The organism is Sanguibacter gelidistatuariae (assembly GCF_900096585.1).
Lineage (GTDB): Bacteria > Actinomycetota > Actinomycetes > Actinomycetales > Cellulomonadaceae > Sanguibacter > Sanguibacter gelidistatuariae.
On record NZ_FMYH01000002.1, the window covers coordinates 42,592 to 58,041 of the forward strand.

Below are 15,450 nucleotides of genomic sequence, written 5' to 3' on the forward strand. Positions count from 1 at the left end.
CCGCCGCTCGGACGCGGCATATCCAGGTCGCCGGAGCGCCACCGGAAGGCCCCCGGGCGTTCGCCTGGAGTCCTTTTTGCGGATGTGTCGCTGGTAGTCTCCGGGTCCATGAGCCCACTCACCGCGCCGGTTGGCCTCGTGGTCCGCGGCGCCCACGTCATGGACGCCGACGGGGCCTTCTCGGTGGCACGCATCGAGGTCTCCGGAGGCCGGATCGTCGCCGTCGAGCGCCGGCCGGGCGCGGCTGGTGATGAGCGACCTGGTGGGTCGGAGATCGTCGAGGCGACCGGTCTCTGGCTGATTCCCGGCATCGTCGACTGCCACACCCACCTCGGCTGGACCACGTTCCTGCACGACGACGAGCCCGAGGCCGGCCCGGGTGGTGACGTCCGCGCGCGGCGTCGGGCGCTGGTGGCCCCCGCACTGGCGGCGACCTTGCGGGCGGGCGTGACCAGCGCCCGCGACGCAGGCGGCGCCGAGGCCGAGCTGCGGGACGAGGTCGCGGCCGGCGTGCTCCCGGGCCCGCGGCTCGCCGTCGCGGTCGAGATCATCACGGCGCAGGCGTCCTCCGGCGGGGCGGACAACGGCGTCGAGCACCTGCGCGAGCGGGTCCGCGGCCTCGTGGCTCGGGGCGCAGACTGGATCAAGCTCATGGCTACCGGCGGTGTGATGGCCGCGGCGGGAACCGAGCTCGAGTCGGCCTTCAGCGAGGAGGAGATCTTCGCGGTTGTCGACGAGGCGCGAGTGCTCGGGGCCAGAGTCATGGTCCACGCGTGGGGAGGTCCCGCGGTCACGCACGCGATCGCCGCGGGGGCCGCGTCGATCGAGCACGGGATCTTCCTGACCCGGGAGCAGGCGGTCGCCGGTGCCGCGAACGGCACGGTGCTCGTGCCCACGCTGGCCATCTACGCCGAGGTGGCCCAGATGGCGGAGCGGGGAGAGCTGCCGTCATCCGTGCTGGATCGGGTCCGTCGCGTGGTCGCCGCTCACCCCGTCGCCGTCCGGACGGCCCACGAGGCGGGCATGCGGATCGTGCTCGGCAGCGACTACGGGACGACCGACCAGCACGGGCGGAACCTCACGGAGATCGACCATCTGGCGCGAGCAGGCCTGGGCGCGCGGCACGCGTTGCTCGCGGCGACCCGCAACGGAGCCGAGCTGCTCGGCGGCGGATCGGGTCTGCTCGAGGTGGGCGAGGTCTTCGACGCGGTCCTGCTCGACGCCGATCCGCGCGACACGGGCATCTTTCTCCGACCTGACGCGGTCGTCGCCGTGTATCAAGACGGTCAAAAGGTGCGCTGAACTGCATCTTTGTCTTTTTGAGACGGAGGTCTTGATATTTGAGACGATGCGGGTCGGTGCGTCGAGACGTGCAAACGTAGGACGACTACTCGACCGAGTGGAGCATGCTGTTGTCCCGCTCGGCACTCCTGCCGATCTGGCATCCCCGCGGGCCCGCGCTCTTGTGCGCGGCCCCCACAGAAGGAAGTACGGACGTGACCCTCACCAGCGCATGCACCTCGACCAAGACGATCCGCCGCACCGGCGTGGCCGTCCTGACCGCAGGGGTCTTCGTGCTGTCGGGGTGTACCTCCTCCTCGACCCCGGAACGGGAGGGGACAGCGGCGGACACCACAGCGACGACGGCCGCGCCCACCCCCGGGGGGACGCTGACCTTCGCCCGGACGCAGTCGCCCACCTCGCTCGACCTGCACACCGAGATCACCGCGAACAACGCCTTCGCGATCGACAAGATCTTTGAGCCGCTGCTCTCCTTCAACGCCCAGGGTGAGATCGAGCCGTGGCTCGCGAGCGAGTACTCCCCGAGCGAGGACGGGCTCGTGTGGACGTTCACCCTGCGCCCCGGCGTGCGGTTCTCGACCGGTGACCTCGTCACCCCCGAGGATGTGGTCTACTCCCTCAACCGTCACATCGAGGTCGGCGGACCGCTGCCGCTGGACGCACCGATCACGTCGATCGAGGCGAGCGGCACCGACACGGTCGTGATCACCCTGAGCGAGCCATACACGCCCTTCATCGCCGAGCTCGCGGGATTCTCCAACGGCATCCTGCCGGCCGACCTCGGCGGGGTCGACGAGGCGACGTTCTTCAAGAACCCCGTCGGAACCGGCCCCTTCGTCGTCGACGAGTGGACCGAGGGTGGGGACATCTCCTTCACGAAGAACGTGAACTACTGGCAGGACGGCAAGCCGTACCTCGACGAGCTCGTCTACAAGCTCGTCCAGGACGACAACCAGCTCGTGGCTCAGCTGCAGTCCCGCCAGGTCGACGTGATCGACTCGGTGGCCAGCGCGAACGTCGCCACGCTCGAGGGCAACTCGTCCCTGACGGTGTCCACCACGCCCAGCTGGGTCGTGGAGGAGATCTTCTTCAACACTCTCGACGAGCACTTCGCGGACCGTGACGTGCGCCGTGCGGTGTCCTACGCCCTGGACCGTGAGGGCATCGTTGCCGCGACGAGCTTCGGCACCGCCGAGGTCGCCGGGTCGGTCCTGCCGCCGAGCGTCCCCGGCTACGACGCCACGATCGACTCGCTCAGCTACGACCTCGCGGGCGCCAAGGCGTCGATCGCTGCCTCCGCCTACCCGGACGGATTCTCCACGAAGCTGCTCGTGGCGAGCGGGAACACGCTGCGCGCCCAGGAAGCCCAGATCGTCCAGGCTCAGCTGGCCGAGATCGGCATCACGGTCGAGATCGAGTCGATCGACCTCGCGGCCTTCCGCGAGCGGTTCCGCGCCTTCGACTACTCCTTCATGATCAACAGCGCGACGTCGGACGTGGCCGACCCCAACGGGATCGTCTCCTTCCAGGCCGACCCTGAGGGTGGCACCAACGGATACTGGACGCACTACAACAACCCCGAGGTGACGGCGCTCATCGCGCAGGGGCGCACGCTGCCCGACGGCGCCGAGCGCACGGCCGTCTACTCCGAGATCCAGGCCACGATCGCCGGGGACGCCCCGTTCATCCCGCTGTCCTACCCGTCCAACATCAAAGCATCTCAGGCGACCGTCCAGGGCCTGACGGTGCTGCCCAACGGCAGCGTCCGGCTCCAGGACACCTGGCTCACCAAGTAGCCCGGCGGCTCGTGATCCAGGGATGGACCAGCAATGATGAACGGCTCCCTCCGGTGGCTGCGGCGTACGGCGCTGCGCGTCGTACCCGTGGTCACCGGGGTGGTCCTGGCGACCTTCTTCCTGCTCCGGCTGGTCCCCGGCGGTCCGGCCGCGGCGGCCCTCGGTGATCAGGCCACCAACGAGGCGGTTGCCGCCCTCGAGGCGCAGATGGGCCTCGACCAGCCGCTGATGACCCAGCTCTGGAGCTATGTCAGCGGCATCGTCACCCGCGGCGACGTGGGGACGTCGCTCCTCTACGGCACGCCCACGAGCGAGCTCATCGCTGGTCGCGTGGGTGTCACCCTGTCCGTCGTCGCACTGGCCGTCCTGCTCACACTCGTCCTCGTGGTGCCGCTGGCCTTCGCGGCCGCACTGCACAAGGACGGGGTCGTCGACCACCTGATCCGGGTCGTCCCGGCGATCGGCCTCGCGATGCCGACGTTCTGGATCGGGCTGCTGCTCATCATGGTTTTCGCGGTCAACCTCGGATGGCTGCCAGCCGGAGGTTCCGGGGACGGGGTGCGCAGCCTGATCCTGCCGGCCGTCGCGATCGCGATCTCCATGACGCCGGTCCTGGTGCGGACGCTGCGCGCCCAGCTCCTCGAGGTGCTCGACGCCGATTTTGTCGCCACCCTCACCGCGGCCGGGCTTGCGCGCGGGCGAGTCCTGGTGCACGTGCTGCGCAACGCGGCCCTGCCTACCCTGACCCTCTTCGGCCTGAACATCGCGTACATGATCGGGGGAACCCTCGTCATCGAGCGGGTCTTCGCCCTCAACGGACTGGGAGCGCTCATGTTCGAGTCGATCAGCAACCGTGACTTCCCCGTGGTCCAGGGCGTCGCGCTGTTCTGTGCCGTGGCCGTGGTGGCCGTGACCGTTGCCACGGACTTCCTCGTCGACCGCCTCGACCCACGATCGAGGCTGTCATGACGGCCGGATCGGCCGTGGAGACGGCCGAGGACGTCACGCGCGGTTCTGCCCCGCTGTGGCGGCGGATGGCTCGGACCCCGGCCTTCGTGGCCGGCACGGTGATCACCGTGAGCGTCATCCTCGCCGCACTGCTCGCCCCCGTGCTGGCCACCCACGACCCAGCGGCGCAGAACCTGCTGGGCGGTCTCCAGGGACCCTCCGGCGAGCACTGGCTCGGAACGGACCAGCTCGGCCGGGACATCTTCTCCCGACTGCTCTTCGCGGCCCGGACGGACCTGCGGATCGCCGGTCTCGCCGTGATCATCCCCTTCGTCATAGGCGTCGTGGCCGGGACCACGAGCGGCTACTTCGGCGGTTTCTTCGACTGGGTAGTCTCCCGCGTGGTCGACACGGTCGTGGCCTTCCCCTTCTACGTGATCGTCGTCGCAGTCGTCTTCGCCGTCGGCGCGGGCGAGAAGGGCATCTACGTCGCACTCGCCCTCGTGGGCTGGGTGACGTACGCCCGGGTGCTCCGCGCGACCACAGCCGTGCACGCGCGGTCCGGGTGGGTCACCGCGGCACGCGGCGGGGGGCTGTCGCACGCGCGGATCATCGGCCGCCACATCCTGCCCAACACCCTGACCCAGGCGATCGTGCTGCTCATGAACGACATCGTCTTTGTCATCGTCGCGGTCGTCACGCTGAGCTACCTCGGCCTCGGTGTGCAACCGCCGACGGCCGACTGGGGAACCATGATCAGCGACGGCCAGGCTTTCGTCGCCACCAAGTGGTGGCTCTCGGTCGTCCCCGGAGCCGCCGTCGTCTACACCGGGATCGGGCTGTCGCTCCTCGGCGACGGCGTGGCCGACGTCTGGAGGGTCGAATGAGTGCGATCGAGCTCGCCGGGCTGAGCATCGAGGGTCCTCGCGGACCGCTCGTGCACGGGATCGACCTGAGCGTCGAGGCCGGTGAGGCGATCGGGATCGTGGGGGAGTCCGGCTCCGGGAAGAGCCTGACGTTGAGGTCGATCATCGGGCTGCTGCCGCGTGGGGTCCGGGTGTCCGCCGGGCAGGTGACCACCTCGGGCAGGCTCGGGATGATCTTCCAGGACCCGCTCAGCGCCCTGGACCCGCTGACGACCGTGGGCAAGCACGTGATCGAGATCTGCCGACACGTACGCGGCATGTCCCGGGCCGCGGCCCGGGCGCGCGCTGTCGAGCTCTTCACCGAGGTTGGGCTCCCCGACCCCGAGGCGAAGCTACGGTCCTATCCGCACCAGCTCTCGGGGGGGCAGCGCCAGCGCGTCGTGCTCGCGGTCGCACTGGCCGCCGAACCGGAGATCCTGCTCTGCGACGAACCCACCACGGCCCTCGACGTCACGGTCCAGGCGCAGGTCCTCGCGCTCATCGAGACCCTGCGCCGGGAGCGGGGACTGACGGTGGTCTTCGTCAGCCACGACCTCGCCGTCATCAGCCAGGTGTGCTCCACGGTCGCCGTCATGCAGGCGGGACGGATCGTGGAACGCGGGCCGACTGCCGAGGTGGTGACCGAGCCTCGTCATCCCTACACCCGGTCGCTCATCGACGCGGTCCTGGAGGTGCCGAGGCCGGACGCGCCGGCATCTGACGCGGCCGCTGACCTGAACGCTCCCCGCACCGAAGGAGACGTCCGATGAGCACCGCGAGCCAGTCACGGACGTCGATCCCACGCCTCGAGGTCCGCGGCCTGCAGGTCTCCTACGGCGCTACCCGGGTGGTGCACGGCGTGTCCTTCGCCGTCCAGGCCGGGTCGGTCGTGGGAGTCGTGGGGGAGTCCGGCTCGGGCAAGACCACGATCGCCCGGGTGATCGCCGGCGAGCTAGAACCATCCGCGGGCGCCGTGCTGCTCGACGGCCACGCCCTCGGCCCACGCACCCGGGAGCTGCGCCGCGCGATCCAGGTCGTCTACCAGGACCCGTTCTCCTCCCTCAACCCGAGAATGACCGTCGTCCAGGTCCTTGCCGAGCTGCTTCGCGTTCACAAGATCGTTCCGCGGGCGCAGATTCGCGGGCGGTGCGCCGAGCTCATGGATCTCGTCCGGCTGCCCGCCTCGGTTCTCGACGCCTACCCCCGCCAGCTCTCCGGCGGTCAGCGTCAGCGGGTTGCGATCGCCCGGGCCCTCGCGCTCGGCCCGCGCATCCTCGTGGCCGACGAGCCGACGTCGGCCCTGGACGTCTCCGTCCAGCGGACGGTCCTCGACCTGCTCGCCGACCTGCAGCGGACGCTTGGCCTGACGATCGTGCTCATCTCCCATGACCTGGCAGTCATCCACCGGCTGTGCGACCGTGTGGTCGTGATGCGCGCCGGAGAGATCGTCGAGGACTCTGGGGCGCAGGAGTTCTTCGCCGCGCCGCGCAGCCCCTACAGCCAGGCCCTGCTCGACGCCGCACCTCGCCTGGCCGGCAGACCCGCAGACCTCTGACCTCTGACTGACAACCCGAACGGACCCACCGATGACCTTCGACCCCACGACCCTCCTCGACGTCCCCGGTCTCGACGCACCCTTCCTGGCTCGCCTGGAGGCGCAGGTCGCCGAGCTGCTCGGCGTGCGTGACGACGTCGTGATCTTCCAGGGCGAGGCGATCCTGCTCATGGAGGCCATCGCCAAGAACATCGCCGCACCCGGCGCGACGGCGATCAACGTCGTCACCGGTCCCTACGGGGCGATCTTCGGTGACTGGATGCGCGTGGCCAGCGCCCACGTGGTCGACGTCACGAGCTCGCTCGACGCGGTCATCACCGTCGAGGCGGTCCGCGCGGCCCTCGACGCGCACCCCGAGGCGACCGTGCTGGCCCTTGCGCACGCAGAGGCCGCGACGGGTGGCACCAACCCGGTCGCAGAGATCGTGGCGCTCGCCCGGTCCCGCGGGGTGGTGACCGTCGTCGACGCGGTGGCTTCGATCGGCGCCGAGCAGGTCACCCCGGCCCGGTGGGGTGCGGACATCTGCGTGATCGGCCCACAGAAGTCCCTCGCGGGTCCGGCCGGGATCAGCGCGGCGAGCGTGACCGCGCGAGCATGGGACGTCATCGACGCAAATCCCGGTGCGCTGAGCGGATCGTCGTTGTCCCTGACCGACTGGCGTGAGACGTGGTTGCGCACCGACCGCTCCGCGATCCCGGGCACTCCGTCGGTCCTGGAGAGCCGTGCCCTGGGCGCAGCCCTGGACCGTGTGAGCGCCGAGGGCCTCGACGCCGTCGTGGCACGACACACTGCGGCAGCCCACCAGGCACGCGCGGGGCTCGAGGCCCTCGGACTGAGGACGTGGCAGAGGGGCCCGCTGGGATACGCCTCGGTCGTGACCATCGTCGCCATCCCCGGCGACCTGGACGGCGCGGCCTTCACGCGTGCCGCGATCGACGCCGGAGGAGGCCTGGTCACGGCGGGGAACGGGTCCCTGCTGGACAAGGCCGTGCGGATCAACCACACCGGCCGCCAGGCGACTCCTGAGGCCGTAGACCGCGCGCTGGCCGGACTCGCCCGCGCCGTCGCCGAGGTCCGTGGACATCAGGAGCTCGTGAGGATGACGAGTCGCTGAGTCGCTCGGGTCATCGCGACATAGCGGTCGACCGCTCCTTCGATACCTGTGCCGAATGCCTCTGGGTCGATGAGGACGACCAGGTCGAACTCGAGCCCCTTCGCCAGCTCTGGGGTGAGCGAGCGGACGCGAGATGTCTCTCGGAACGTGCCGACGTCACCAGAACCGATGACGCAGGCGATCCCCTCGGCGTGGGCGGCCAGCCAGGAGTCGAGGATTGCGTCCAGATCCGCGGCAGTGCCATGGGTGACAGGCACACCGGTGCTGCGGATGGAGGTTGGCACGTTGGCGTCCGGGAGCGCGGCCCGGATGACCGGCTCTGCCTCCGCCATGATGTCTTTCGGTGTCCGGTAGTTGATGCTCAGGGTGGCCAGGTCGATCCGGTTGAGCCCGACCCGCTCGAGCCGTTCCTGCCACGACTCCGTGAAACCGTGCCTGGCCTGGGCGCGGTCCCCGACGATCGTGAAGCTCCGGGACGGGCAGCGCAGCGCCAACATCTGCCACTGCGCGTCGGTCAGCTCTTGGGCCTCGTCTACCACGATGTGGGCGAACGGACCGGCGAGCGCGTCCGGGTCAGCGCTCGGCAAGGTGCCCTCGTCGACCCACTTCTCCCGCATGTCCTCCCCACGCAGCATCGACATGACGAGCAGCTCGGAGTCGTCGGCCGCGATGAGGTCGTCGACCACCTGGGCCATCTGCTCTCGTTCGGCCGCGACGGCGGCCTCGTGGCGACGTCTGCGTCGTGACGCCTCGGGGTCGCCGAGTCGCTGCCGCGCGGCGTCCAGGAGTGGCAGGTCAGGCACCGTCCAGGCCTGGGGGTCCTCGCGTTGCAGCGTCCGGACCTCGTCGGGACCGAGCCAGGGAGCGCACATGCGCAGGTAGGCGGGCACCGACCACAGGTCCGAGACGAGGTCGGCTGCCTCGAGCAACGGCCATGCCTTCGTGAGGTGGGTGCGCAGGTCCGCGTTCCGCGCCAGCGACGTGCGGAGCTGGTCGGTCGGGACGTCGTCGTCGAGTTTGTCAGTCAGGATCGTGAGGATTTCCTCCCAGACCTGGTCGCGTGCCTCGTTGTGCGGAGTACCGGGGTCCGGTGCCTCGAAGGCATCGGCCCAGTCGGCGGCGCTCAGCCAGATGTCGGACCAGCCGGTCTCGACCGTCATCCCCTCGGTGGGCGGCTGCTCATAGAACCTGACGGCAGTCTCGATCGCCCTGACCATGTCCGCGGAGGACTTCAGGCGGGCCACGTCTGGGTCGGTCTCGCTCGCTGCGGCGGCTCCCTCGGGGACGAGGTCCGCCAGGGTGCAGGTCTGCACGCCCTCCTCACCGAGGCTCGGGAGGACGTCGGCGACGTACGCAAGGTAGGGCTGGTGCGGACCGACGAACAGCACGCCACCCCTGCGGTGACCGAGGCGAGGGTCGGAGTAGAGGAGATAGGCGGCGCGGTGCAGCGCGACGACGGTCTTCCCCGTGCCCGGACCGCCGTCGACGACGAGTGCGCCAGGCGATCCCGCACGGATGATGGCGTCCTGGTCGGCCGCGATGGTGCCGAGCACGTCTCGCATCTGGGCCGAACGGTCGCTGCCCAGGCTCGCGATGAAGGCGGACTGGTCGTCGAGCGCGGCGTTGCCCACCAGAGCGTCCGAGGTGAACACCTCGTCCCAGTAGTCGCTGACCCGGCCCCCACTCCAGCGATATCTGCGCCGGCTCACCAGGCCGGCCGGGTGCGCGTGGGTCGCAGCGAAGAACGGCTCAGCCGCAGGCGAGCGCCAGTCGAGCAGCAGCCGATGACCGGCGCTGTCCGTGAGGCCCAGCCGCCCGATGTACACAGGCTCGGCGGGGTCAGCGCCGACGATGCGTCCGAGGCACAGGTCGATACCGAATCGGCGCAGGGTACGCAGGCGAGCAGACAGCCGGCGGATCTCCACGTCACGCTCGAGCGTTTCCTGGCCCATGCGGGTGGGCGCCTTGCGTTCGGCGTCCAGGCGGTCGGACAGGTCGGCGATCGTCCGGTCGAGGCACTCCGCGATGGCCGTGAAGTGGTGCTCGTCGTCGGCGATCATCGACGGGTCGGCCTTGGCGGTGAGGTGGTCGGGAAGGTTGAATGCGCTCGTGGTCAAGGGGTTCACAGCATCGGCTCCGATCGAGCGGCTCTGGCTTTTCCGATGATTCTGCGACATGCCGGGGGGCTTGCCACAAGCCCCCGGGCGCGCTATATCTTGAGAGTGGAAGGGCTTTTCGAGGCCTAGAGCCACTTCTTCCACCGGAACACGCGGTACAGGGTGAACGACCCGCCGACCATGAGCCCGAGCGCCATCGGATACCCGAGTGGCCACGCGAGCTCGGGCATGTTGTCGAAGTTCATCCCGTACACGGTCCCCACGAGGGACGGCGCGAAGAGGATCGCCGCCCAGGCCGAGATCCGCTTGACCTCCTCGTTCTGCTCGAGGCTCGAGACCGTCATGGCCTGCATCTCCTCGTTCTGGCGCTGGGCGACGACCGTCGCGTTGACGGCGAGCGCGTTCTGCAGGAGCGCCCGGAATGAGTCCGCGCGGTCGACGACGCGCACCACGTGGTCATGGACGTCACGCAGGTAGCGGGTGAGCTCGTCGTCGACGTTGTACTTCGCGGCGCCGTTCTTGAGCGCGTCGAGCATCTCCAGGAGCGGCCGGGTGGCGCGCTGGAAGTCCATCACCTCGCGGAACAGGTCGTAGATCCGCCGGGACACGGCCGGGTTCCCAGCGAAGAGCTCATCCTCGATCTCGTCGATGTCGTTCTCCAGCCCGGCCACCACGGGGGCGTACTCGTCGACGACCTCGTCGAGGATCGCGTACAGGACGGCCTCCGGCCCGAGCCGGAGCAGCTCCGGGGCGGCCTCCATGCGTCGCCGGACCTTCGCGAGGTCTGGCGCCTCCGCGTGCCGGACGGTCACGACGAAGTCGGGCCCGGTGAAGACATGAAGCTCGCCGAACTCGACACGCTCCTCGGAGTCGATGTACCGCGCCGGGCGCAGCACCGTGAACAGCACGTCGCCGTAGCGTTCTATCTTTGGCCGCTGGTGGGCCTTGATGGTGTCCTCGACGGCGAGCGGGTGGATCCCGAACTCCGCCCGCACCGAGGCGATCTCGGCCTCGGTGGGGCGGTACAGGCCGATCCAGGCCATGCCGCCGTCGGCGTGCATGGCCTCGTAGGTCAGCTCGAGCGAGGCCGGCTCGGCGCGGCGCACGCCGTCGACATAGACGACGTTGTCGATCAGCGGCATGAGAGGCTCTTTCGTCGGATGCACGGGCGTGGTCGTGAGGTCAGCGCCCATTATGACCGCTGCCTGGGAGGTTCTCCCAGACCTGACCCTGCCCGACGTCGGCCCGACGTCGGCCCGACGCCGCGTGGGCGCCTCTCGCGGCGATAGGATCGCTGGAGTCGTGGTGACGGCCCGTCACCTGCCGGACCCACGACTTGCCCGACGGCGCGGGTGGTCACCCGCGCCGCAGACCATGCGGAGGATTTTCAATGGCGTTCTGGGACCAGCTCAAGACGAAGACCTCGGAGATGAGCGACCAGCTCAAGACCAAGACGAAGCAGTTCACGAACAAGGACTTCGCCAACGCCAGCATGGCGATGTGCGCCCTGATCGCGGCCGCTGACGGCAAGATCGACCAGACCGAGCGCGGCAAGACCGCCGCCCTCATCATGAACAACGAGATCCTCTCCGTCTTCTCCCCGAGCGACCTCCGCGAGAAGTTCGACTTCTACTGCGATCGCCTCGACCGGGACTACGACTTCGGCAAGGTCGAGGCCATCTCGGCCGTCGCCAAGCTCAAGTCGAAGCAGGACCAGGCCCGCGCCGTCATCCAGATCGGCATCATCATCGGCGGATCCGACGGCGACTTCGACTCCGACGAGCGCCAGGCCGTCAAGGAGGCCTGCTTCGCGGTGGGTATCGCGCCGGCGGAGTTCGACCTCTGACCGGTGGCTGACACCGTAGTCTGAACCGCAGATGGCGGCTGTCCCCTCGTGGGGACAGCCGCCATCTGCGTCGGGACCTCAGTCCTGCGGCTGGTCAGCTCAGCGGCCGGACCAGCGAGCGCTCCGCCGCAAGCATCGCCGGCGGCTCCGGATTGACGTTCAGAGACGGCTCGTGAAGGGTCCCGGTGGCCGCCTCGGGCGGCAGCGGGACGAGGGTCTCGACCGTGACGAAGGAAGCGCCGAGGACCGGATCCAGCAGCCCGGCGTCGCCGCCGGTGGCCAGCCGGACGGCGGCCCAGGGCAGGTTGACCCCGGTCAGGGACGCGGCGAAGAGCCCCCCCGACGGACGGGTGTTGACCTCGAGCAGGGCAAGCTCTCCGCGCCACCAGCGCAGCTGGGTGTTGGAGAGATACGCGAGCTGATAGGCCTCGGTGATCTGCCGGGCGATGTCGACGGCGCGCGGGGTGTCGTCGAGGAAGGTTCGGCGCCGTCCTGACTTGGCCCGGGGCAACGCGGCGAGCAGCTCGCCGAAGGTGGTGGAGAGGCAGTCCACGCTGATCTCGGGGGAGGACATGTAGGGCATGACCATCATGGCCGGGACCGAGCGGCCCTCGGCATCAGCGGCGCGCAGAGCCGCCGTGACCTCGTCGAGGCGGACCCGGTGCGCGGGCGGGGCGAGCAGGTCGTCCAGGCTCATGGCGTCGTCGCTGAGCAGCCGGAAGCCCTCTGCTCCGACGCCGCTGAGTGGCTTGATGCAGATCTTCTCGTGCGTCTCGAGCTCGCCGCGCAGCGACAGGACTGCCGCCTCGAGCTCGTCCGCGCCGCGGGCGCGGCGCCACGGTGGCACCGGCAGCCCGAGCGTGGTCGCAGAGGCGTAGGTTGCGCACTTGTCGTCGAGCAGGGCGATCGACGCAGCCGGGGAGGCCAGGACCATGACGCCTGCCGCGTCGAACTCACCGTGCCGGGCGGCGATCTCCTCGATGCCCTTGCCGGGGAGCAGCACGTCGATCGCGTGCATCCGGCAGAACTCCAGGACCCAGTCGACGTAGTCGTCGCCGACGAGCTGAGGTTCGAGGAAGGAGACGTCCGCGGCCTGGAGGACGGGCGACGTCGGATCGGTGTGTGTGGCGAACAGACGGACGCGGCGATGGTCCGGATTGTTCCGGAGCATCTGGAGGAACCAGTAGTTGGTGGCATACGTCCGGTTGAGCCAGATGTTCAGTGTCACGAGATCCCTGCTGAGTGCGCGAAATAGGGGGGAAGGCGCGCCGGGTCACGTGCGTCTCGGCGCTACAGTACTCGCGTCCGAGCGCGACTGCGGACCACCTTCTGGATCGCGATTCCCGCCGCCGTCACTTGCCTGCGAGCTGCTGGGCGAAGGGCAGGAAGTCGCCGAAGGGGCTCATGGGAGCCGGTGCCTGCTCGTGGGCTGACACCAGAGCTGAGAACTCCTGGGCTGCGCGCCGGATCCGTCCAGCCAGGTCGTCCGTGGACGCATTGGTGGACCCGCCCGTACCCCAGTCTGAGGAGGCCGCGAAGACCGCCGTCGGGGTGACGATCGCCCGGAGATAGGAGAACATCGGGCGCATCTCGTGCTCGAGGGTGAGGGAGTGCCGTGGCGTTCCGGCCGTCGCAGCCATGAGCACCGGGACGCCGGCGATCGCGGCGTTGTCGAGGATGTCGAAGAAGGACTTGAACAGCCCCGAGTAGGAGGCGGTGAAGATCGGGCTGACCGCGATGATGCCGTCCGCGGAGCCGACGGCGTCGATCACGGTGCGCAGGCGCGGGGCCGGGAAGCCTGTGAGCATCATGTCCATGATCTCGTGGGCGAGGTCACGCAGCTCGACGACGTGGACGTCCGCGGTCACGCCGCGCGTGGCCAACGAGCCGACGGAGTCGGCCACGAGGCGGTCGGTCAGCAGGCGGGTCGAGGACGGCTGGCTCAGGCCGGCCGTGATGGCGACGATCTTGCGGGTGGGCGCTGCGGCTGTGCTGGGGACAACAGGAATGGTGGACATGGTGGCCTTTCGGGTGGTGCTGGCGGCGATGGTGCTGGGGGTGGGTGCGCCGGTCAACGGCGCGGTGCGGCGTCGGGAATCTGCGCCTGAGCCAGGCGCAGCTTGGTGCACAGCTCATCGAGGGTGGCCATCTCGCCGGCGGTGAGCGCGGGCTCGACGTAGGCGCGGATGCTGCGCACGTGCCTGCGCCCGATGGTCTTCTGCAGCTGCGCGCCCTCCGGCGTCAGCGCGATGAGCGTGCCGCGGCCGTCGCCCTCGGCGGGCCGCTTGGTGACCAGACCCCTGGACTCGAGCCGGTCGACCATCCTGCTCAGGGACGGCTGGGAGATCAGCACGTCCCGGTTGAGCTCGTTCAGGCGCAGCCCGCACGGGTCCGCGAGGCTCAGCGTGAAGAGCACGTCGTACTCGCGGACGGTGGCCGGGGCCCAGATGTCCTCGGCGGAGAACCGCTGCATGAGGGCGACCTGGGCCCGGAAGAGGGACTCCCAGGAACGGGCCGCGAGATGGGAGTCGTCGCGGTGGACGTCGACCGCATCGGCACCCGGTACCGGCTGCGCGGTCAGAGTCGTCGTCATCGCTGGTCCGCGGGGGAGGCGCCGGTCACGTCGTCGGCCGCGGCGTAGACGGTCGCGTCGTGGGAGCCACCAGCCTTCGCCACGAGCGAGGCGTGCGTGGGGGCCTCGGGCACGTGGGCGGGCCGCAGGGAGTCGAACTCCTTGCGCAGGACCGGCACAACCTCTTCGCCCAGCAGGTCCAGCTGCTCGAGGACCGTCTTGAGCGGCAGGCCCGCGTGGTCCATGAGGAACAGTTGGCGCTGGTAGTCCCCGACCTCGTCGCGCATGGAGGCGTAGCGGTCGATCACTTCCTGCGGGCTGCCGACGGTGAGCGGGGTCTGGGCTGTGAAGTCCTCCATGGACGGCCCGTGGCCGTAGACGGGGGCGTTGTCGAAGTAGGGCCGGAACGCACGCTTGGCGTCCTGGGAGTTCTTGTTCATGAACACCTGCCCGCCGAGCCCGACGATCGCCTGGTCGGCCGTGCCATGGCCGTAGTGCTCGAAGCGTTGGCGGTAGAGGGCGACCATCTCTCGGGTGTGCTCGATCGGCCAGAAGATGTTGTTGTGGAAGAACCCGTCGCCGTAGTAGGCGGCCTGCTCGGCGATCTCGGGGCTGCGGATCGAGCCGTGCCAGACGAAGGGGGCCACGCCGTCGAGCGGACGCGGGGTCGCGGTGAAGCTCTGCAGCGGGGTGCGGAACTCGCCCTCCCAGTCGACGACGTCCTCGGTCCAGAGCCGGCGCAGGAGCGCGTAGTTCTCGACCGCGAGCGGGATTCCCTGGCGGATGTCGCGCCCGAACCACGGGTAGACGGGTCCGGTGTTCCCGCGGCCCATCATGAGGTCGAGGCGCCCGTCGGCAAGGTGCTGCAGGGTCGCGTAGTCCTCGGCGATCTTCACCGGGTCGTTCGTGGTGATGAGGGTGGTCGCGGTCGAGAGCATGATCTTCGACGTCTTGGCCGCGATGTAGGCGAGGGTCGTGGTCGGGGAGGAGGGGACGAAGGGCGGGTTGTGGTGCTCGCCGGTCGCGAAGACGTCGAGGCCGACCTCCTCCGCCTTGAGGGCGATCGCGATCGTTGCCTTGATGCGTTCGTTCTCGGTGGGCGCGCGTCCGGTCGTGGGGTCCATCGTGATGTCGCCGACCGTAAAGATTCCGAACTGCATGTGGACCAGCTCCTGAAGAAGTAGATGCGTTTGCATGTAGTTTACGTCTCAACTACTTCATGGTCAAACATATTCCGGTCAGCGGAGAGTGGCGGTGGTCACCCGGCCGCGCGGGCCGGCGTGAGGCGCTTGATG

Annotated in this window: 14 protein-coding genes; 8 read left to right on the top strand and 6 right to left on the bottom strand. The window is 69.4% G+C overall.

Annotation, left to right across the window (positions count from 1 at the left end):
* The first annotated feature begins 108 nt into the window (after positions 1-108).
* From BLQ50_RS04935 to BLQ50_RS04965, 7 genes are all read left to right on the top strand, one after another.
* Entirely contained in the window at positions 109-1,302 is a 1,194-nt protein-coding gene (locus tag BLQ50_RS04935) for an amidohydrolase family protein (protein ID WP_139185747.1), read from the top strand.
* Between the two features lie 194 nt (positions 1,303-1,496).
* Positions 1,497-3,098: an ABC transporter substrate-binding protein gene (locus tag BLQ50_RS04940; RefSeq protein WP_245700907.1), complete on the top strand. Its 1,602-nt coding sequence runs from the start codon at positions 1,497-1,499 to the stop codon at positions 3,096-3,098.
* 36 nt (positions 3,099-3,134) lie between these two features.
* Positions 3,135-4,067: an ABC transporter permease gene (locus BLQ50_RS04945; RefSeq protein ID WP_245700908.1), complete on the top strand. Its 933-nt coding sequence runs from the start codon at positions 3,135-3,137 to the stop codon at positions 4,065-4,067.
* Complete coding sequence (locus tag BLQ50_RS04950; RefSeq protein ID WP_093181788.1) at positions 4,064-4,933, top strand: ABC transporter permease; 870 nt, start codon at positions 4,064-4,066, stop codon at positions 4,931-4,933. The genes BLQ50_RS04945 and BLQ50_RS04950 overlap by 4 nt, the downstream gene beginning before the upstream one ends.
* On the top strand, positions 4,930-5,721 hold the full coding sequence (locus BLQ50_RS18805; RefSeq protein WP_093181790.1) for an ABC transporter ATP-binding protein: 792 nt from the start codon (positions 4,930-4,932) through the stop codon (positions 5,719-5,721). Before BLQ50_RS04950 ends, BLQ50_RS18805 begins: the two co-directional genes overlap by 4 nt.
* Positions 5,718-6,506, top strand: a complete 789-nt coding sequence (locus BLQ50_RS18810) for an ABC transporter ATP-binding protein (RefSeq protein ID WP_093181791.1) — start codon at positions 5,718-5,720, stop codon at positions 6,504-6,506. The genes BLQ50_RS18805 and BLQ50_RS18810 overlap by 4 nt, the downstream gene beginning before the upstream one ends.
* A gap of 31 nt (positions 6,507-6,537) precedes the next feature.
* Positions 6,538-7,620 carry a pyridoxal-phosphate-dependent aminotransferase family protein gene (locus BLQ50_RS04965; protein ID WP_093181793.1) on the top strand — a complete coding sequence of 361 codons (1,083 nt, stop codon included), beginning with the start codon at positions 6,538-6,540 and terminating at the stop codon, positions 7,618-7,620.
* Here the strand turns inward: BLQ50_RS04965 and helR are convergent.
* Together helR and BLQ50_RS04975 are read right to left on the bottom strand one after the other, a co-directional pair.
* The gene (gene helR / locus BLQ50_RS04970) at positions 7,590-9,746 is read right to left on the bottom strand and encodes an RNA polymerase recycling motor ATPase HelR (protein WP_093181794.1); all 2,157 of its coding nucleotides are present in this window, start codon (positions 9,744-9,746) and stop codon (positions 7,590-7,592) included. The genes BLQ50_RS04965 and helR overlap by 31 nt on opposite strands.
* A gap of 116 nt (positions 9,747-9,862) precedes the next feature.
* Positions 9,863-10,879: a magnesium and cobalt transport protein CorA gene (locus BLQ50_RS04975; protein WP_093181796.1), complete on the bottom strand. Its 1,017-nt coding sequence runs from the start codon at positions 10,877-10,879 to the stop codon at positions 9,863-9,865.
* A 248-nt stretch (positions 10,880-11,127) separates the two neighbouring features.
* On the opposite strand from BLQ50_RS04975, the gene BLQ50_RS04980 reads away from it, so the two are divergent.
* Complete coding sequence (locus tag BLQ50_RS04980; RefSeq protein ID WP_093181797.1) at positions 11,128-11,583, top strand: tellurite resistance TerB family protein; 456 nt, start codon at positions 11,128-11,130, stop codon at positions 11,581-11,583.
* Positions 11,584-11,677: 94 nt separating this feature from the next.
* On the opposite strand, the gene BLQ50_RS04985 is transcribed toward BLQ50_RS04980, so the two are convergent.
* From BLQ50_RS04985 to BLQ50_RS05000, 4 genes are all read right to left on the bottom strand, one after another.
* Entirely contained in the window at positions 11,678-12,811 is a 1,134-nt protein-coding gene (locus tag BLQ50_RS04985; protein ID WP_093181799.1) for an ATP-grasp domain-containing protein, read from the bottom strand.
* 124 nt (positions 12,812-12,935) lie between these two features.
* Positions 12,936-13,601, bottom strand: a complete 666-nt coding sequence (locus BLQ50_RS04990) for an FMN reductase (RefSeq protein WP_093181800.1) — start codon at positions 13,599-13,601, stop codon at positions 12,936-12,938.
* Between the two features lie 53 nt (positions 13,602-13,654).
* Positions 13,655-14,176: a MarR family winged helix-turn-helix transcriptional regulator gene (locus BLQ50_RS04995; protein WP_093181802.1), complete on the bottom strand. Its 522-nt coding sequence runs from the start codon at positions 14,174-14,176 to the stop codon at positions 13,655-13,657.
* Positions 14,173-15,315 (bottom strand): LLM class flavin-dependent oxidoreductase, encoded by a 1,143-nt coding sequence (locus BLQ50_RS05000; protein ID WP_093181803.1) that lies wholly within the window; start codon positions 15,313-15,315, stop codon positions 14,173-14,175. The genes BLQ50_RS04995 and BLQ50_RS05000 overlap by 4 nt, the downstream gene beginning before the upstream one ends.
* Positions 15,316-15,450 lie beyond the last annotated feature (135 nt).